Here is a 19,939-nt window from a genome sequence, read left to right as displayed (position 1 = left end):
CCTGAACTCTCACAACAAAGGATGCTGGCATTAAAACGAGTAAGGTACACACTAAGGATATACAGATGCGTATCGCTTTAACCACATTAGCCGTATCAATAGCGCTTGTCGCCGGATGCAGCAATCAAGGAATCTCAACCATGAACCACTACTCTCAATCACAGCTCGTCGCTCAGCAAACCCAAGCACCCGTTGCTAAGAAAGTCCCTCACGCAATGACGATTCATGGTGAAACCCGAATCGATGATTACTATTGGATGCGCGATGATGCACGCCAAGATCCAGAGATATTGCAACAACTTGAGCAAGAGAATCAGTACGCAGATACGGTGTTGAAACATACAGAAGCAGCGCAAAAACAATTATTTGAAGAGATTAAAGGCCGAATCGCGAAAGACGACAATTCGGTACCGGTTCGCAAAGGCAGTTACTACTACTCGAATAAGGTCACAGGCGACAACGAATACCCAGTTCACCTGCGTGAAAAAAACTTTTTAGGCACAGACAAGCAAGTCATCTTAGATGTAAACGAGCTAGCAAAAGAGCATGAATTCTTCAGTATTGGTGGCTTAACGATCAGCCCAGACGAAAACTTGTTGGCCTATGGCGAAGATACGCTAAGCCGCCGCATTTACACCATCAAGATCAAAGACCTCACAACAGGTGAATACCTAAAAGATGAAATTGAAGGCGCTTCAAGTGCTATCGCGTGGCAAAACGACAACCAAGCCTTCTACTACATCAAAAAAAATCCACAAACATTGCTGGGTTATCAAGTTTACCGCCACGTGTTAGGCACAGCTCAGGCAAGCGATCAGTTAATCTACGAAGAAGCCGATAGCGCTTACTACACCTCTTTGAGTAAAAGCAAAGATGGAGAACAGGTCTACATTTGGCATTCGAGCACAGAAACCAGCGGTGTCTCAGTCATCGATGCCAACAACCCAAAGGCTACAGCTGAGGCTTTCTACCCAAAAGAGAGCGGCATAGAGTACAGCATCGCTAAGCTAGGTGATTTGTATTACATCTACACCAACTACCAAGCGGTCAACTTCCGTTTAATGAAAGTCACAACCGAAGAGATGCATGATCGCTCAAAATGGGTCGATGTCATCCCAGCGGACGATAATACTCAGCTTGTAGATTTCGAGTTGTTTGATGACCATCTTGTCTACGAGCAACGCGCGGATGGCTTGTCTACAGTGAAAGTTCGCCAACTCTCAACAGGCCACGAGTTTCCACTTGAATTTAACGACACCGCATTTGCCGCTTACCTAACGAGTAACTATGAATTAGATAACGCAAAAGTTCGTATCTATTACAGCAGCTTAACCACGCCAGGTACTTACTATGATTTCGACCTAAGTACAGGTGAATCCGAACTCATGAAGCAAACACCCGTATTAGGTGATTTCGAAGCGGATAACTACCAATCAGAGCGAATCATGATTACGGCTCGCGATGGTAAGCAAGTTCCTGTCTCTTTGGTTTATCGTAAAGACTTATTTAAGAAAGACGGCACTAACCCAATCTACCAATACGGCTATGGGTCTTACGGCTCTACGATTGAACCTACCTTCAGCTCAACTCGCCTAAGCCTACTGGATAGAGGTTTTGTTTATGCCATCGCACATGTCCGCGGTTCAGAAATGCTTGGTCGCCCTTGGTATGAAGATGGCAAAAAACTGACCAAACAAAACACGTTCAACGACTTTATTGATGTAACCAAAGAGCTTGTTGAAGAAGGCTACGGCGCGAAAGATAAAGTGTTCGCCGTTGGGGGGTCTGCTGGCGGTCTATTGATGGGAGCAATCATCAACCAAGCACCAGAACTGTACCGTGGTATTGGTGCACATGTTCCGTTTGTAGACATTGTGACAACCATGCTCGATGAATCGATCCCTCTAACCACCAATGAGTATGACGAATGGGGTAACCCGAACGATAAAGCCTACTACGATTACATGCTGGGGTACTCACCGTACGACAACATTAAGGTACAAAACTACCCGAACATGTTGGTAACGACAGGCCTGCATGACTCACAGGTGCAGTACTTTGAGCCAATGAAATGGGTTGCGAAGCTGCGTGAAATGAAAACAGACAACAACGTATTGCTGTTCAAAACCGATATGGAAGCCGGTCACGGTGGCGCTTCTGGCCGATTTAAACGATTAAAAGAAGACGCACTTGAATACGCGTTCTTTTTGGATTTACTTAAGACTCAATAGATTCTACGTAACTGTAAGTATTCACATCATTTAATGTCGCCATTTTGTCTCTACAAAGTGGCGACAGAAATTATTAAGCATGGTTAAATACGATGAACCATGAAATCCACCAAATCAAAAACCTTTAAAAACAAGCAGTGACAAAGGTTTACGAGAGGTATAAAAACAAATGAAAGTAATTAGCTTCAACATCAACGGTCTTAGAGCCCGCCTTCACCAACTGCAAGCTATTATCGACAAACACCAACCCGACGTGATTGGTCTGCAAGAGATAAAAGTGCACGATGAAGCCTTCCCAATTGCTGATGTTGAAGCAATGGGCTATAAGGTTTACTTCCACGGTCAAAAAGCCCACTACGGTGTGGCAATGTTGTGTAAGCAAGAGCCTATTTCTGTGCAGAAGGGTTTCCCAACAGATAATGAAGACCATCAAAAACGCATGATCATGGCGACGTTTGAAGATGAAAATGGTGAAAAGGTTACCGTGCTAAATGGCTACTTCCCTCAAGGGGATAACATCAAGCATGAAACAAAATACCCGTACAAACGCCAGTTCTACAAAGACTTGATGACTTACCTAAATGACTACCACAACAAAGACGAACAAGTCATTGTGATGGGCGACATTAATATCAGCCCTATCGACGCAGACATCGGCATCGGTGAACCTAATGCGAAACGTTGGTTGAAAACAGGTAAGTGCTCTTTCCAACCAGAAGAGCGAGAATGGTTGAAAACACTGATGGATTGGGGTTTTGTGGATAGCTTCCGCTTACTGCACCCTGAAGTAAACGACCAATACTCGTGGTTTGACTACCGCTCGAAAGGTTTCGTGGACAACCGCGGCCTACGAATTGATGTAGTACTTGCGACTCAGAAGCTTGCTGATAAGTGTACTGAAGCAGGCATCGATTACGAACTGCGTGGCATCGAAAAGCCGTCTGACCACGCGCCAATTTGGTCAACGTTTAAGTAATCAACAGCAACAGAATCTGCTCATAAAAAACGGCGCTATAGAAGCGCCGTTTTGTTAATTATGATGTGTAATTAGCTAAGTGGTCTTAAGTAAGCTAAGAAACGTTTCTCTGCGAATTTGAAAATCGCAATGATGATAAACGTCAACCCCATGTAAAACAGACCTGCTGTTAGGAAAGATTCAAACGGAGCATAGTAGCGAGAGTTAACCAAACGAGCTGCACCCGTTAGATCCATAATCGTCACAATACCTGCAACGGCTGAGCCGTGAAGCATAAAGATAACTTCGTTACTGTAAGCCGGTAATGCACGACGTAATGCACTTGGCAGAATGATACGTCGGTATGTCTTAGGTGTGCTCATGCCATACGCTTTTGCTGCTTCAACTTCACCTTTTGGTAAGCCGTTAATCGCACCGCGAATGATTTCAGCTGTGTATGCCGATGTGTTAAGGATGAATGCCACCAAAGCACAAAACCATGCATTTTCCCATAGTGTATCTTTTACAGGGAAGAACTGATCCATTCCGTAGTAAATCAGGTACAACTGCACCAATAATGGCGTACCACGGAAGAAATAGATGAACGACCAAGCAGGAGCGTTAATCAGCATATTTGGGCTGTTACGAGCGATAGCTAATGGTATGGCGACGAATAAGCCAATGATCAAAGCAACGCAAACCATCCAAGCCGTTGTCCATAAACCACCAAGGTAAATCGGCAGGCTTTCAATTATCAATGAAAAGTCCATAACTACCTCGCGTGGATACTGAATTTACGTTCAACCAGCTTAAGTAAGCCCGTTGAAACACTGGTGAAGAATAAGAAGATAATCGCTACAGTCATGTAGAAAGTGAATGGCATTTTGGTTGAACCCGCCGCCAGTGCACTAACACGTACCATATCTTCTAGGCCAATAATCGAAACCAGCGCAGTGGTTTTAAGTAATACCAGCCAGTTATTCCCAAAACCCGGTAATGCGTGACGAATCATCTGCGGTAGCAGTATGCGGTGAAACGCCTTTACAGGGCTCATACCATAAGCTTTTGCCGCTTCCATCTCACCGCTGTCGACAGCCATGATCGCACCACGGAACGTTTCTGCCATATAGGCACCGAAAATAAAACCTATGGTTAAGACACCAGCAACAAATGGGCTGACATCAATATAATCAGGTAGGTAAGAGGTCCATTCGTGGTTAGGATCACTGGATGCAAACCACTCGTTGAGCCACTCGTTGATGGAATACAAACTGTTGTTTAAAAGGATTTGTCCACCAAAGAAAATCAGCATCATCAGTACGAGATCGGGAATGCCTCGAATGACGGTTGTGTAGAGGGTTGCAATAGCACGAGCCCAGCGATAAGGCGCGAGTTTTGCTAAGGCACCTAGCATACCAAGAACCATAGCTAAAATTAGCGACAGCAAGGCAACTTCGATTGTGAGCACCGCCCCTTTCAGGATCGACGCTTCATATCCTTGTAAATCAAACATAATGGATTCCAACAGAACTGCGAAAAAGTTGGTAAGACAGGGAGAGGAGAACCTCTCCCTTAAGAATTGACGCTAAAGATTACTGACCGTATACGTCGTAGTTGAAGTATTTAGCCGCGATATCTTGGTAGATGCCTTTTTCACGTAGTGAAAGGATTGCCGCATCTAATTGCTTAGTCAGATCTTTGTCTTGCTTACGTAGAGCAATACCAAAACCTTCGCCGAACCACTTAGGATCAGTTAGTGATGGGCCAACAAACTCGTAGTCTTCACCACCAGCTTTGTTCAGCACGCCTTCTTCTAGAGCAGATGCATCACCTAGTACAGCAGCAACACGACCGTTTGCTAGATCAAGGTAAGCTTCGTCGAATGAACCGTAACGAACGATCTCTACTGTATCGCCGTAGTTGTCTGTTAGGTATTTATCGTGAGTTGTTGCACGTTGAACTGCAATCTTTTGACCGCTTAGATCATCAAAGTTAAGGCCTGCACCTTTCTTAGCGATGAACTTGTTTGGGATAAGTGCGTATTTACCAGTGAAGTCGATTTTTTTCTTACGCTCTTCCGTGATAGACATTGCCGCGATGATCGCATCATATTTACGAGCAAGTAGAGAAGGAATGATACCATCCCAGTCTTGTGCAACGATCTTACACTGCACCTGCATTTCAGTACAAAGTGCGTTAGCCATATCGACATCGAAGCCTTTCAGTGACCCGTCAGCTTCTGTCCAGCTAAATGGAGGGTAAGCACCTTCAATACCAAAGCGTACTGTTTTCCATTCTTTTGCTTGAGCTACGCCCGTTGCAGCAGTTGCAGCAAGTGCCGCGACTAATAACCACTTTTTCATATCCCTACTCCTGTGATTTAGGTTTTTATGTTTTGCTAGTTTTAATATTGTGTTTGTTGTTGCTTATTAACTTACTTGTTGTGTTTTATTGTTCACACCGTCGCTGTTTACCGTTGGCAACGGCGTTTCAATTCTGATTAGTAAATCGATGAGATAAATTGTTGTAAACGTTCAGATTCAGGTTCCGTAAACAGTTTAGCTGGATCGCCCTGTTCTTCCACTAGACCTTGGTGCAGGAACATCACATGGTTTGATACGTCACGAGCAAAAGCCATTTCATGTGTTACCACAAGCATGGTTCTTCCTTCTTCTGCTAGATCTCGCATTACACCAAGTACTTCCCCTACTAACTCAGGGTCAAGTGCTGATGTTGGCTCATCAAACAGCATCACTTCCGGATCAACCGCTAACGCTCGAGCAATTGCCGCTCGTTGTTGTTGTCCACCGGATAAATGACCTGGGTAGTAATCTTTGCGCTCATACAAGCCTACTTTTTTAAGTAGTAGCTCTGCATTTTCAATCGCTTGTGCTTTAGGTACACCTAAGACGTGAACAGGCGCTTCGATAACGTTTTCGAGAACGGTCAGGTGAGACCAAAGATTGAAGCCTTGAAAAACCATCGCTAAGCGAGAACGGATTCGCTGTACTTGTTTTTCATCAGCAGGAACAGATACGCCTTGGCGGTTGTTTTTCATTTGAATTAATTCGCCATTAACCCAAATCTCGCCTGCAGTTGGTGTCTCTAAAAGGTTGATACATCTAAGGAAAGTACTTTTACCCGACCCTGAAGATCCGATAATCGATACAACATCGCCTTTATGCGCAGAAAGTGAAATTCCCTTTAAAACTTCATTTTGACCAAACGTTTTGTGTAGATCCTTTATATCCAGCGCTGGTACATCTTTCATGCGCTTTCTCTCCCAAGTTTGTGAAAATGCAAGGTACTCCGACCTTTTCATGCGATACAAACTAGCACCACACGAAACAACATGCAACAAATTATTAACCTGATAAATTGGAATAAATAGCGATTCACTCTGACTTATTATGCAAAAGGTAGCGTTTTCGCCTCAATTTAATGAATGAGTTCTATCAATAAGCTGCAATTACACCCCTTACATTGTTTAAATAAAGTTAATCAAAATGAGATTCACGTAGCTTGATGTCTCACAAGAAAAACAAGTTTTGTGAACTTAGATACGCCGAGATCTGCAAAATATAATCTGTACGCTCAACACTACATACACACCGTAAGGCACAATTATTTTAAGGTTATTACATTGTAAGCATTTCACTCGGAACAGTTGGGAAGCAAGTAATAGTGAAATAACTCAGTAAGAATTGAGTATTGAACTCGAGCCATGACGACAAAGGCTCGAAGAAGATAGGTAAACGTCAATTTGTGAAAACTAATTACACGATTCATCAATGGGAAGTTAATGAATCGCTGCGTTTTGTAGCTTTCTTTCACATATACTCATAAAGTGATCAAGATCAATCACCCTAAAGGGTAAGCTTGTTAGACTCCTCAGCAAAGAATAAGGCATTAAAAATGCCAAACATTTCTTTTAACTTAGCTGCATAAAGCACAGCAAAACCGTGCAACATAATGTTAATGAGTTATAACTAAGAAATAACGCAATTACGCAATTACGCGAACTTATAGAATTCAATTTTAGAATTACTAACAAAAAATATGAGGAATCTATGTCAGACGTTGTCAATAATGCGAACTCTGAAGTAGAAGAGAAAAGCTATAAAGAGCTACACCGTCCTGCTTCTGAATTTGAGAGCCGCTCAGATTATCTAGATCACGAACTTCAAATCATGAAGCCTCGCCGCTTCGGTTTAAACCTTCCAGGTCGTGACTTCCGCTTTGAACTTGAAGATCTTGTTCCTGCACTTGCTGGTACTATTGGTATCATTGCGATGTACTCTGCAGTAATGATGTCGTGGGCTGATGGCCTAACTCAAGCTTGGGATCACGTAAACCTAGGTAAAGACTTCGCAATTGAAGTCGCTCGTGTAGAAATGCTTATTCCTGCACTACTGTTTTGTATCCTTGCTTCTGGTTTCTTTAACCCTAAAGCAAACCTTGCCGGCAACCACGGCCCAATGATCCCTCTTATCGGTACCATCGCTCTCGCTGGTGCTCACCCTCTTGCATTGGCCATCCTGATCGGTGTGTTCGGTCTCATCCTAAGTTTCCTAAAAGGCGGATCTAAACTTGTTAACCTAACTTCTGAAGGTACAGCAGGTGGCTTGCTCATATTCTTAGGCTTAACCGGTACCATGAGCCAAATCAACTCAATTCAAGCATGGGCGGTTGGTCTTCAATCTTCTACTGTTGAAGCGGGTAGCATGGGTTACGTGGGTCTTATCGTTCTTGCTATTACTATTGCTATCTACGCTTTCTTAGCAAAAGTGAACAAGCGTTGGTTAGCTATTCCAGTTTGTGCGTTTACAGGCCTTGCTATTGCATTAGCATTAGGCGCTGGTTTCGATATCGTGTTCGAAACTGAAATGGGCATTCCAAACCTAAACCCAGTTTACTGGTGGGGTTCGACTTCTGAAGGTTGGATGCTTGGCTTGCCAAATGTTGAGCACTTCATCGCTTCGCTACCGTTCGCTATTCTTGCAGTAGCAATGTGGTCACCAGACTTCCTAGGTCACCGTATCTTCCAAGAGCTGAACTACCCTAAACGTTCTGAAAAAGTTCTGATGGACGTAGATGACACAATGACGATGTGTTCTGTTCGTCAAATGGTCGGTACTGCAGTAGGTGGTGGTAACATCACATCTTCTTGGGGTACTTACATGATCCCAGCAGCAATCGCGAAACGTCCAATTCCTGGCGGCGCAATCTTGCTTGGCTCTCTATGTATTATTGTTGCGATTCTTGGCTTCCCAATGGACGTAGCAGTATGGCCACCAGTGATGCGTGTTGCGCTACTTGTAGGTGTATCTCTACCTCTACTTGAAGCGGGTATGCAGATGGTTAAAGATTCAAAAGACTCTCAAGCAGCTGGTATCTGTATCTTCGGTTCAGCGGTTGTTAACCCAGTATTAGCATGGGCACTGACTATGCTTCTAGATAATAACGGTCTAATTGGTGATAAAGAGCGTGCGAAGCGTCTATCATTTGTAGATAAGATTGTTATCCCAGTTGGCGTTTTAGTTATCTGTCTAGTAGCAATGCTTGCAGTTGGTATGCTAGAAAGTCAATATGGCCTAAAAGCTTGGCTATAATGGTCCTTACTACACAAAAGTAGTATTAGGATTAAAAAAAAGTTTGGGTGGCAACCCCTGCCACTCAAATTTTTTCAACTTTTTTTGGCATTTATTGATTTAGTTTAAGGTTTGCAGAAATTTTTTAGCGTAGTCTTGAATTCATAGAGTAAAGACAACATATAAAAGGTAGTGACAATATATATAACCATATGACGCTTATATGCTCATATATATTGTTATTAATAAGAGTGTACTACCCTTACGAGGGGCGCTGGCTCAACAGTGTTAATGTACGTATTTTTTCTACTAAAAAGGTAGGTATGTCATGGCAGAGCAATTTGCTAAAGCTTGGGAAGATTTTGCTGCAGGTGAGTGGCAAAGCGAAGTAAACGTTCGTGATTTCATTCAAAAGAACTACACGCCGTATGAAGGCGACGAGTCTTTCCTAGTTTCTGAGGGTACTGAAGCAACTAACAAGCTTTGGTCTTCGGTAATGGAAGGTATCAAACAGGAAAACGCAACTAAAGCACCTGTAGATTTCGATACTTCTGTTATCTCTACCATTACTGCTCACGATGCAGGTTACATTGAGAAAGATCTTGAGACTATCGTTGGTCTACAAACTGAGAAGCCACTAAAACGTGCAATCATCCCTAACGGTGGTGTGCGTATGGTTGAAGGTTCTTGTAAAGCATACGGTGAAACTCTTGACCCAATGGTTTCAAAAATCTACTCAGAATACCGCAAAACACACAATGCTGGCGTTTTCGATATCTACACTCCTGATATCCTAAAATGTCGTAAGTCTGGTGTTCTGACTGGTCTTCCTGATGCTTACGGCCGTGGTCGTATCATTGGTGACTACCGTCGTGTTGCACTTTACGGTATTGATTTCCTAATGAAAGACAAGCAAGCTCAATTTGCTTCTCTTCAAGAGCAATTCGAAAACGGTGAAAACCTAGCAGAAACAATGCAACTGCGTGAAGAGATCTCTGAGCAACATCGTGCTCTAGGTCAAATCAAGCAAATGGCTGAGAAATACGGTTTCGATATCTCTGAGCCAGCTCAAACAGCTCAAGAAGCTATCCAGTGGACTTACTTCGGCTACCTAGCTGCTGTTAAATCTCAAAACGGTGCTGCAATGTCTCTAGGTCGTACTTCGACTTTCCTAGACATCTACATCGAGCGTGATATCGCTGCTGGCAAGATCACTGAAGAACAAGCACAAGAAATGATCGACCACTTCGTAATGAAGCTACGTATGGTTCGTTTCCTACGTACTCCTGAGTACGATGAGCTATTCTCTGGCGACCCAATCTGGGCAACAGAGTCTATGGGTGGTATGGGTATCGACGGTCGTACGCTAGTAACGCGTTCGAACTTCCGTTTCCTAAACTCTCTATACACTATGGGTCCTTCTCCAGAGCCAAACATCACTGTTCTTTGGTCTGAGCAACTACCTGACGGCTTCAAGCGTTTCTGTGCGAAGGTATCTATCGATACTTCTTCTATCCAGTACGAAAATGATGACCTAATGCGTCCTGACCTAGAGTCTGATGATTACGCTATCGCTTGTTGTGTATCTCCAATGATCGTTGGTAAGCAAATGCAGTTCTTCGGTGCTCGTGCTAACCTTGCGAAAACAATGCTTTACGCAATCAACGGCGGTGTGGACGAGAAACTTAAGATGCAAGTTGGTCCTGTTTCAGACAAGATCACTGACGAAGTTCTTAACTACGATGACGTAATGGGTCGCCTAGACACATTCATGGACTGGTTAGCTAAGCAATACGTGACTGCACTAAACAGCATTCACTACATGCACGACAAGTACAGCTACGAAGCGTCTCTAATGGCTCTTCATGACCGTGACGTTCGTCGTACTATGGCTTGTGGTATCGCTGGTCTATCTGTTGCAGCTGACTCACTATCTGCAATCAAGTTCGCGACTGTTAAACCAATCCGTGACGAAGATGGCATCGCAACTGACTTCGAAATCGAAGGCGATTACCCTAAATACGGTAACAACGACTCTCGTGTAGATGATATTGCTTGTGAACTAGTTTCTACGTTCATGAACAAGATCCGTAAGCTTAAGACTTACCGTAACTCTATCCCTACACAGTCAGTTCTTACTATCACGTCTAACGTTGTATACGGTAAGAAAACTGGTAACACTCCAGACGGTCGTCGTGCTGGCGCTCCTTTCGCTCCTGGTGCAAACCCAATGCACGGTCGTGATGAGAAAGGTGCTGTAGCATCACTAACGTCTGTAGGTAAACTACCGTTTGCTGACGCACAAGATGGTATCTCTTACACGTTCTCTATCGTGCCAAACGCACTAGGTAAAGAACAAGACAGCCAACGTGCTAACCTTGCAGGCCTAATGGATGGTTACTTCCACCACGAAGCTGGCATTGAAGGTGGTCAACACCTTAACGTTAACGTTCTTAACCGCGAAACTCTTGAAGACGCAGTTAAGCACCCTGAGAAATACCCTCAGCTAACAATCCGTGTATCTGGTTACGCTGTTCGCTTTAACTCTCTAACTGCAGAGCAACAAGCTGACGTAATCGCACGTACATTTACTGAGTCTCTATAAGCTCACGCTCAATAGACAGTAAATAATATTAGCCTCGCCAATGTGCGGGGCTTTTTTATATCTGAAATAAATCGCACTACACTCACCTATCCCGCGAAATGTTAGGTTGAGCAAAAAAGCACCCTGCCATTCACTTTTTTTCCACAAATTCTGTCAAATTACGGTAATATCGCGGTACATAATTTAAGAGTAACTGCTCCATGAAATACCTGCGTTGTTTACCCCTGATTCTTCTCTCTTTCTCATCTTTAGCCTCTGAGCGTTCTACGTTAACTTTTGCTTTAGATAATGATGGTATTTTTGGTGTCGACCAAGACTATACCAACGGCTTATTTCTGGGTTACACATCATCAAGTATTACGCCATATAACTGGGTAAAACCATTGAGTCTTTCCTACTGGGGCGCAAGCTCTCTAGACAAGTGGGAAATCACCATTGGCCACAAGATGTATACGCCTTCTGACATTGAGTTAGAAACGCCATCGCCTAATGATCGCCCATACGCAGGTTACCTTCACACTGAATTCAATTACATCAGCTTAAACCCACAGCAAGCCCAGCGTTTTAATATCACGTTTGGTACTACGGGCGAACGTGCACTGTCTGAAGATGCTCAAAAGCTGGTTCACTCAATCACTAAGTCGGATGAGCCGATGGGTTGGGAATACCAAGTCGATGATGAATGGGCGGGAAGCGTTGGTTACCTAAGCCATTTCAACCTAATGCGTAATCAAGCTCTTGCGAATACTGACTACGAAATCTCTAACGTTTCTGAAATCAACGTCGGTAACTTTAGAAGTGACATTTCAACGGGCTTCATGTTTCGTTGGGGTACAGACTTAGGCGGTAACTTTGGTGCAGCTAACATCACCACAGAAAACCCATTCAAACCGGGCATGATCGGCGCATCAAACGCTGGTTGGTTTACCTATGCAGGCCTCGAAGGTCGCTACCGATTCAACGACCTGACTATCGAAGGCGATCGCTCAGGTGTTGATGAGTACGCTAATAAAAACAACGAAGATCCAGCGATCTACGATGTGACTTTAGAGAACATTCAAGCAACTGCTGTATTGGGTGTCGCTTGGTATAACCGATACGTTGGTGCCTCTTTCGCGCTAACCGCAAAAACACCGGATTACGAAGAAGCGAAAGAGTCAGTGTACACCACTGGCGGTATCACAATGTTTGCTTTCTTCTAGCCACCAGTAAGGGCTTTCGTCCTTTACTTTTCAAGTTTAATAAAGGCAATCATCTTCACAGGTGGTTGCCTTTATTTTTAAAGGTCTCGTTACCATTTGACCCTATTTTATGTACCGTTTTTGTAATAAAATAAACGGTATAAATTCCTCTACGAGAATAGCTCATGTCTACAACTGGTCGCATTCACTCATTCGAATCTTGTGGTACTGTCGATGGCCCTGGTATCCGCTTTATTGTGTTTCTTCAAGGCTGCTTAATGCGTTGTATGTACTGTCATAACCGTGATACATGGGATCTTCATGACGGAAAGGAAGTAACGGTCGAAGAGATCATCAACGAAGCAAAATCATACCGTCATTTCATGAAAGCATCGGGCGGTGGTATCACCTGTTCTGGTGGTGAAGCGATGCTACAACCTGAGTTTGTTCGTGACTTTTTCCGCGCAGCTCAAGCTGAAGGCATCCACACTTGTCTTGATACTAATGGCTACATTCGTAAGCACACTGAAGTGGTTGATGAAGTCCTAGAAGCCTCTGATCTAGTTATGTTGGATCTTAAGCACATGCGAGATGAGATTCACCACGATTTCATTGGTGTATCAAACAGACGTACTCTGGATTTCGCACGCTACTTACACAAAATCGGTAAGAAGACGTGGATTCGTTATGTGATTGTCCCTGGCTACACGGACACACCTGAAGATGCTCATCTGCTAGGCGAATTCATCAAAGACATGGATAACATCGAGAAAGTAGAACTGCTTCCATACCATAAGCTTGGTGCACATAAGTGGGAAGCACTTGGTTTTGACTACCCTCTTGAAGGTACAAACCCGCCAAGCAAAGAGAAAATGGACGAGATTGTTGCTGTTCTTAGCCAGTACCATTCAAACGTAAAATACTAATCTAGACTGACGTTCATAGTGATTTCAAGCGCCTCAATTTCGATTGGGGCGTTTTCTTTTATGATTATACCAACCGTAGTAAATAACTGGTCATCCTAGCTGGTTAAAACGCTCAATAACTGCGTTAGAAATTTTGATTGTAGAATAACTACTTATCGAAAATGTCTGCCTTGTTCTTAAACCTTTTTCCTGCGCTATTTATGAGCACTTACTTACTGTGATTGGTATCAAAACAATCCTTTCACTTTTCTTTACAACTTTTGTTTATCAATTCAAAAAATCATATTAAATCCGTGTTGAGATCATGTTTCCACTCGTAGGAATGCTGTTACTCTTACTGCAACAAAAGAATACAACATTTAGTTTTTTAGTGAGGCTCCTCCCATGGAAATGACCAATGCTCAGCGTCTAATTCTATCAAATCAATACTACCTAATGTCTCAAATGGATCCTGAGAACTCCGCTAAATACCAACGTCTACAAACGATTGTAGAACGTGGTTACGAACTCCAAATGCGTGAGCTTAACAAAGAGTTTGGTTGTTTGACTGAAGCAGAATGTCGCGAAATTATCGACATCATGGAGATGTACCATGCAATGCAAGAGTCGAACAAAATGCTTGCAGAACAAGAGCGTGCTGAAGTAGACCAACGTCGCCTGCAGTTCTTAGGTTTTGATATCGCTTCTGAAGCGCAGATCGTACACTACGTGCGTTTCCTTGTTGATTCTGAAGGTCTTTACCCTCAATTCGACAAAGCCGATCACCACTTCAATAGCCAGATGCCAATGCTAGAGAAGTACCGTCGCATGCTAACAACATGGCGCAACTGCCCTCGTCAGTACCACCTATGTGCGACAGAGCTATCTCAAATCTTTAGCGCTTAATTCGTTAATAGATCAGCGATAACTTTTAAAAAGTTTCAAGAAAAAGGGTTACTCATCATGAGTAACCCTTTTTTTAATGTTCGCACACAAAGAGAAAAACCAAAGCAACTAGAAAACGTAAGCCACACCAACGTTCGCGGCCATGTTGATACCACTTTCAAGTATTGGGCTATTCTCTATATCACCTTCAAGGTTGGTATAACGAACGCCACCAGTTACTCGAACATTTGGCGTAACATGCAGATAGCCACTATTTTGAACCCATTATTCTTCACTACATCTACCTATTTATTGAGCAATTTTTGATAACTTCGCGCATTATATGGTACTCCATTCCAAAAATCAATAGGGCCCAGTTATACATCTAATGCACATAAATCCATTGTGAGTATTGTTAAGCGACCTAAAATCTCAAAACAAACGGCCAGATCCCCTCGAATGTAAAATAATTTGATTCTACGCGCCTCAAGTTGCCTATTGCGCTCGCCACGTTTTTCACACGCAAAATTGTAAATAAATACATAATTGTTAAGCAAAATTGTGGAAGCGGGTCTAACCTTAAAATGTAGGGAGAGCCTATTTTTCAATCGCTCGTCAGTTTTGACTGGTTAACAAGGGGAATGTGACTATGAGTATCTTTGACCACTATCAATCACGTTATGAAGCAGCCAAGGAAGAAGAGCTGACATTGCAGGAGTTCTTAGGGCTGTGTAAAGACGATAAAAGTGCTTACGCTAATGCTGCCGAGCGCTTATTACTAGCCATTGGCGAACCAGAGGTTATTGACACTGCTCAAGACCCTCAACTGAGTCGTATTTTCTCGAACCGTGTCATCTCACGCTACAGCGAATTTAAAGATTTCTACGGTATGGAAGATGCGATTGAACAGATTGTTTCTTACTTAAAACATGCTGCGCAAGGTTTAGAAGAACGTAAACAAATCCTTTACCTACTTGGCCCTGTGGGCGGTGGTAAATCTTCTCTCGCTGAAAAACTCAAAGCCCTGATGCAGAAACTACCAATCTATGTATTGTCTGCTGACGGTGAACGAAGCCCAGTAAACGATCACCCATTCTGTCTATTCGACGTTAACGAAGACGGCGACTTATTGAAGAACGAATATGGCATTGAGAAACGCTATCTTCGCTCAATTATGTCTCCGTGGGCAGCGAAACGTCTACACGATTTTGGCGGTGATATTTCCAAATTCAAAGTCATCAAACTGCGCCCTTCTATTCTCGATCAAGTTGCGATCGCGAAAACGGAGCCAGGTGATGAAAACAACCAAGATATCTCGTCTCTGGTTGGTAAAGTTGATATTCGTAAACTTGAACACTTCTCTCAAGATGATCCTGATGCCTACAGCTACTCTGGTGCGCTTTGTAAAGCCAACCAAGGTGTGATGGAATTCGTGGAGATGTTCAAAGCGCCAATCAAAGTATTACACCCTCTACTTACGGCAACACAAGAAGGTAACTTCAACGGTACCGAAGGGCTTTCTGCACTGCCATTTGACGGTATGATTCTCGCTCACTCGAACGAATCTGAGTGGCAGACCTTCCGTAACAACAAAAACAACGAAGCATTCCTCGACCGTGTGTACATTGTAAAAGTCCCTTACTGTCTGCGTGTGTCTGAAGAAGTTAAGATCTACAAGAAACTGCTTGAGCACAGTGAGCTATCCCAAGCGCCTTGCTCACCAAGCACACTCGATCTGCTATCGCAATTCAGCATTCTTTCGAGACTAAAAGAGCCTGAAAACTCATCTCTATTCTCTAAGATGCGTGTTTACGATGGTGAGACTCTAAAAGACACCGATCCAAAAGCGAAGAGCTACCAAGAGTACCGAGATTATGCTGGCGTTGACGAAGGCATGTCTGGGCTATCAACGCGTTTCGCCTTTAAGATCCTGTCTCGTGTGTTTAACTTCGACCAAGCCGAAGTGGCCGCGAACCCAGTGCACCTGTTCTACGTTATTGAGCAGCAAATCGAACGGGAGCAGTTCCCTCAAGAGACCGCCGAGAAGTACCTAGAGTTCTTGAAAGGATACCTAGTGCCACGCTACGTAGAGTTCATCGGTAAAGAAATTCAAACCGCTTATCTAGAGTCTTACTCTGAGTACGGTCAGAATATCTTCGACCGCTATGTCACCTACGCAGATTTCTGGATTCAAGACCAAGAGTACCGCGACCCAGAAACAGGCCAACTATTTGACCGTGCTTCTCTGAATGGTGAACTAGAGAAAATCGAGAAGACAGCCGGTATCAGTAACCCTAAAGACTTCCGAAATGAGATTGTGAACTTTGTGCTTCGTGCCAAAGCCAACAATAACGGTCAAAACCCAGTGTGGACGAGCTACGAGAAACTGCGCACTGTGATTGAGAAGAAAATGTTCTCTAACACAGAAGAGCTACTTCCTGTTATTTCGTTCAATGCTAAGACCTCAACGGATGATCAGAAAAAACATGACGACTTCGTTGCTCGTATGATGGAAAAAGGCTACACCGAGAAGCAAGTGAGACTGCTATCTGAGTGGTACCTAAGAGTTCGTAAATCCTCATAACTAAACGGTATTGAGCTGCTCAACTGAGCAGCTCGTATAAACCAATAACTTTTATACCTTAGTAAATCAATAACTCTTATACCCGAATAAAAAGTAGGATCGCGACATCAGCTGAGAGGGAGTTCTTATGGCACAATTTATCGATCGGAGGCTCAATGGCAAAAATAAGAGTGCTGTGAATAGACAGCGTTTCTTACGACGCCATAAAGAGCAAATCAAAGAATCTGTGGCCGATGCAGTTAACCGACGCTCAATCACCAATACAGAAACAGGTGAAGACGTCACTATTCCCCATAAAGACATCAAAGAGCCGAACTTTCACCAAGGTCAAGGCGGCGTAAGAGAGCGCGTTCACCCAGGTAATGATCAGTTCATCACTGGCGATAAAATCGAACGCCCTAAAGGTGGTGGTCAAGGTGGTGGCTCAGGCCAAGGCGACGCAAGTCCTGATGGCGAAGGCCAAGATGAATTTACCTTCCAAATTTCAAAAGATGAGTATCTTGATATTCTCTTTGAAGATTTAGCTCTACCTAATTTAGAGAAGAATCAGGTCAACAAAATCACCGAATGGAAAACCCACCGCTCTGGTTATCAGAGTGCGGGGATTCCATCCAACATCGCTATTGTTCGTTCACTGCAGCAATCTCTAGCTCGTAGAACCGCGATGACAGCAGGTAAAAAGCGCGAGCTTAACCTACTGATGGAACAACTTGACCAAGTTAAAATGACGGAACCGGCACAACCCTTTGAAGAGAGTCGCTTAAAAGAAGAGATTGCCGAGCTACGCAAAAAAATTGAAAACGTGCCATTCATTGACACCTTCGACTTACGTTTTAAAAACTATGAGAAGCGCCCTATTCCATCTAGCCAAGCCGTGATGTTCTGTCTAATGGATGTATCGGGCTCTATGGATCAGGCCACAAAAGATATTGCGAAGCGCTTTTATGTTCTTCTGTATCTGTTCTTAAATCGCACCTACGAAAACGTCGATGTTGTGTTTATTCGTCACCATACTCAGGCTAAAGAGGTCGACGAACATGAGTTTTTCTACTCACAAGAAACGGGTGGCACCATTGTTTCAAGCGCACTGAAACTGATGAAGGAAATTGTCGCAGACCGCTACCCTGCTAATGAGTGGAACATCTATGCAGCACAAGCCTCTGATGGCGATAACTGGGCTGATGACTCTCCTCGCTGTAAAGAGTTACTGGTCAATACGCTTCTGCCAACTTGCCAATATTACTCTTACATCGAAATAACACGCCGCTCTCATCAAACACTTTGGCACGAATACGAAAAACTCGAGAGTAGCTTTGACAACTTCGCCATGAAAAACATTAAAACGGTGGATGATATTTTTCCTGTGTTTAGAGAACTGTTCCAGAAAGAGACAGCGTAAGGGAGTTTGCCATGACAGCGAAATCAAACGTTGCAGAGAAAAACAAAGCTGCAAAAAAGAAAAACGACAAGATGCTGCCTGATGGTCCAGATTGGACGTTCAACCTCTTGGAGAAATACCACGTAGAAATCAAACGTGTTGCGCAGCATTACCGTTTAGATACTTACCCAAACCAGATTGAAGTGATTACTTCAGAACAGATGATGGATGCCTACTCGAGCATTGGTATGCCTATCAATTACAACCACTGGTCTTTTGGTAAGAAATTCATTCAAACCGAGCAAAACTACAAGCATGGCCAAATGGGCTTGGCATACGAAATCGTAATCAACTCCGATCCGTGTATCGCTTACCTGATGGAAGAGAACACGGTCACAATGCAGGCGCTGGTAATGGCTCACGCTTGTTATGGCCACAACTCTTTCTTTAAAGGCAACTACCTGTTCCAAACATGGACCGATGCCAGTTCCATCATCGATTACTTGTTGTTTGCTAAGAAGTACATCAGTGGTTGTGAAGAGAAATATGGTGTTGCTGAAGTCGAGCAGCTCCTTGATTCTTGTCACGCACTGATGAATTACGGCGTAGACCGATACAAACGCCCTGAGAAGATTTCCATTGCAGAAGAGACAGCAAGACAAGAAGAACGCGAAGCTTATCTGCAATCTCAAGTGAATGAGCTATGGCGAACCGTTCCTCAAAATAAAAGTAAGGAAGAAGAGACCAAGATCCGCTTTCCTAGCGAGCCTCAAGAAAACATTCTCTACTTTATCGAGAAGAACGCACCACTGCTTGAACCTTGGCAACGAGAGTGTGTTCGCATCGTTCGCAAAGTGAGCCAATACTTCTACCCTCAAAAACAAACTCAAGTGATGAACGAAGGCTGGGCAACCTTCTGGCATTACACCATTCTTAACCACCTTTACGACGAAGGCTTGGTGAGTGATAAGTTCATCTTAGAATTCCTACACAGCCATACCAGTGTCGTCGCACAACCTGCCTACAACAGTCCTTATTTCAGCGGGATAAACCCTTATGCGCTTGGCTTTGCGATGTTTAGAGACATCCGACGCATCTGTGAAGAGCCAACCGATGAAGATAGAGAGTGGTTCCCTGAGTTAGCCGGAAGTGATTGGTTAGAAGCGGTGCACTTTGCGATGCACAACTTCAAAGATGAAAGTTTCATCAGCCAATACCTTTCTCCAAAAATCATTCGAGACTTTAAGCTGTTCTCTGTACTCGACGACGACCGTAAAAATACCATTGAGGTGAGTGCTATTCATGATGATCCGGGCTATCGCCTGATTCGTGAGAAGCTTGCGGCGCAATACAACCTAAGTAACCTTGAACCAAACATTCAGGTGTTTAATGTCGATGTTCGTGGTGACCGCTCAATGACACTGCAATATGTGCCTCACGACCGCATCCCGCTTGATAAAGGCTACGACGAAGTGATGAAGCATCTCTATCGCTTGTGGGGCTTTGATGTGATTTTGGAAGAGCTCAAAGACACGGGTCATCGAGAAATCCTGACGACTTGTCCGAAACGCAATGACTATGGAGCCAAGATTTAATACCCATCATAGTAAGTAGATTATTGGAA

General features: G+C 43.6%; 14 protein-coding genes and 1 pseudogene. 10 read left to right on the top strand and 5 right to left on the bottom strand.

Translation table 11 applies throughout. The features are described 5' to 3' along the window. The first annotated feature begins 140 nt into the window (after window positions 1–140). Entirely contained in the window at window positions 141–2,231 is a 2,091-nt protein-coding gene (locus A6D97_RS20005) for a S9 family peptidase (RefSeq protein WP_065585118.1), read from the top strand. Between the two features lie 169 nt (window positions 2,232–2,400). Next, a complete protein-coding gene (gene xthA, locus A6D97_RS20000) occupies window positions 2,401–3,207 on the top strand; it encodes an exodeoxyribonuclease III (protein ID WP_010437369.1) in 807 nt (268 codons plus the stop codon). Between the two features lie 71 nt (window positions 3,208–3,278). Here the strand turns inward: xthA and A6D97_RS19995 are convergent, their stop codons facing one another. The 4 genes from A6D97_RS19995 to A6D97_RS19980 form a co-directional block, all read right to left on the bottom strand. Further along, window positions 3,279–3,956: an ABC transporter permease gene (locus tag A6D97_RS19995; protein ID WP_017063494.1), complete on the bottom strand. Its 678-nt coding sequence runs from the start codon at window positions 3,954–3,956 to the stop codon at window positions 3,279–3,281. Window positions 3,957–3,958: 2 nt separating this feature from the next. Continuing rightward, window positions 3,959–4,699: an ABC transporter permease gene (locus A6D97_RS19990; protein WP_017063493.1), complete on the bottom strand. Its 741-nt coding sequence runs from the start codon at window positions 4,697–4,699 to the stop codon at window positions 3,959–3,961. A 79-nt stretch (window positions 4,700–4,778) separates the two neighbouring features. Continuing rightward, a complete protein-coding gene (locus tag A6D97_RS19985; protein WP_010437364.1) occupies window positions 4,779–5,549 on the bottom strand; it encodes an ABC transporter substrate-binding protein in 771 nt (256 codons plus the stop codon). Window positions 5,550–5,686: 137 nt separating this feature from the next. Then, window positions 5,687–6,457, bottom strand: coding sequence for an ABC transporter ATP-binding protein (locus tag A6D97_RS19980; RefSeq protein WP_065585117.1), 771 nt, complete (start codon window positions 6,455–6,457; stop codon window positions 5,687–5,689). A 799-nt stretch (window positions 6,458–7,256) separates the two neighbouring features. Between A6D97_RS19980 and A6D97_RS19975 the strand changes: the two genes are divergently transcribed. The 5 genes from A6D97_RS19975 (at window position 7,257) to A6D97_RS19955 (ending at window position 14,374) form a co-directional block, all read left to right on the top strand. After that, window positions 7,257–8,798 carry a DUF3360 family protein gene (locus tag A6D97_RS19975; RefSeq protein ID WP_016767646.1) on the top strand — a complete coding sequence of 514 codons (1,542 nt, stop codon included), beginning with the start codon at window positions 7,257–7,259 and terminating at the stop codon, window positions 8,796–8,798. Window positions 8,799–9,105: 307 nt separating this feature from the next. Further along, window positions 9,106–11,382: a formate C-acetyltransferase gene (gene pflB, locus A6D97_RS19970; protein ID WP_017066931.1), complete on the top strand. Its 2,277-nt coding sequence runs from the start codon at window positions 9,106–9,108 to the stop codon at window positions 11,380–11,382. A 200-nt stretch (window positions 11,383–11,582) separates the two neighbouring features. Continuing rightward, window positions 11,583–12,584, top strand: coding sequence for a lipid A deacylase LpxR family protein (locus A6D97_RS19965; protein ID WP_017062129.1), 1,002 nt, complete (start codon window positions 11,583–11,585; stop codon window positions 12,582–12,584). A 164-nt stretch (window positions 12,585–12,748) separates the two neighbouring features. Continuing rightward, window positions 12,749–13,489 (top strand): pyruvate formate lyase 1-activating protein, encoded by a 741-nt coding sequence (pflA, locus tag A6D97_RS19960; protein ID WP_010437353.1) that lies wholly within the window; start codon window positions 12,749–12,751, stop codon window positions 13,487–13,489. 384 nt (window positions 13,490–13,873) lie between these two features. Beyond that, a complete protein-coding gene (locus tag A6D97_RS19955) occupies window positions 13,874–14,374 on the top strand; it encodes a YfbU family protein (RefSeq protein ID WP_017066932.1) in 501 nt (166 codons plus the stop codon). A gap of 108 nt (window positions 14,375–14,482) precedes the next feature. Here A6D97_RS19955 and A6D97_RS21710 read toward each other — a convergent pair. Beyond that, window positions 14,483–14,623 (bottom strand): annotated as a pseudogene (locus A6D97_RS21710) (MipA/OmpV family protein); the annotation flags it as partial. A 379-nt stretch (window positions 14,624–15,002) separates the two neighbouring features. On the opposite strand from A6D97_RS21710, the gene A6D97_RS19945 reads away from it, so the two are divergent. The 3 genes from A6D97_RS19945 (at window position 15,003) to A6D97_RS19935 (ending at window position 19,910) form a co-directional block, all read left to right on the top strand. After that, window positions 15,003–16,937 (top strand): PrkA family serine protein kinase, encoded by a 1,935-nt coding sequence (locus tag A6D97_RS19945; RefSeq protein ID WP_017062132.1) that lies wholly within the window; start codon window positions 15,003–15,005, stop codon window positions 16,935–16,937. 127 nt (window positions 16,938–17,064) lie between these two features. Beyond that, window positions 17,065–18,336: a YeaH/YhbH family protein gene (locus A6D97_RS19940; protein WP_065585115.1), complete on the top strand. Its 1,272-nt coding sequence runs from the start codon at window positions 17,065–17,067 to the stop codon at window positions 18,334–18,336. Window positions 18,337–18,347: 11 nt separating this feature from the next. Continuing rightward, window positions 18,348–19,910, top strand: a complete 1,563-nt coding sequence (locus A6D97_RS19935) for a SpoVR family protein (RefSeq protein ID WP_017062134.1) — start codon at window positions 18,348–18,350, stop codon at window positions 19,908–19,910. The last annotated feature ends 29 nt before the right edge of the window (window positions 19,911–19,939 follow it).

Origin of the sequence: Vibrio sp. ZF57, assembly GCF_001691235.1 — a bacterium.
GTDB classification, from domain to species: Bacteria; Pseudomonadota; Gammaproteobacteria; order Enterobacterales; family Vibrionaceae; genus Vibrio; species Vibrio crassostreae_C.
This window is presented reverse-complemented; position numbering and strand designations above follow the sequence as displayed.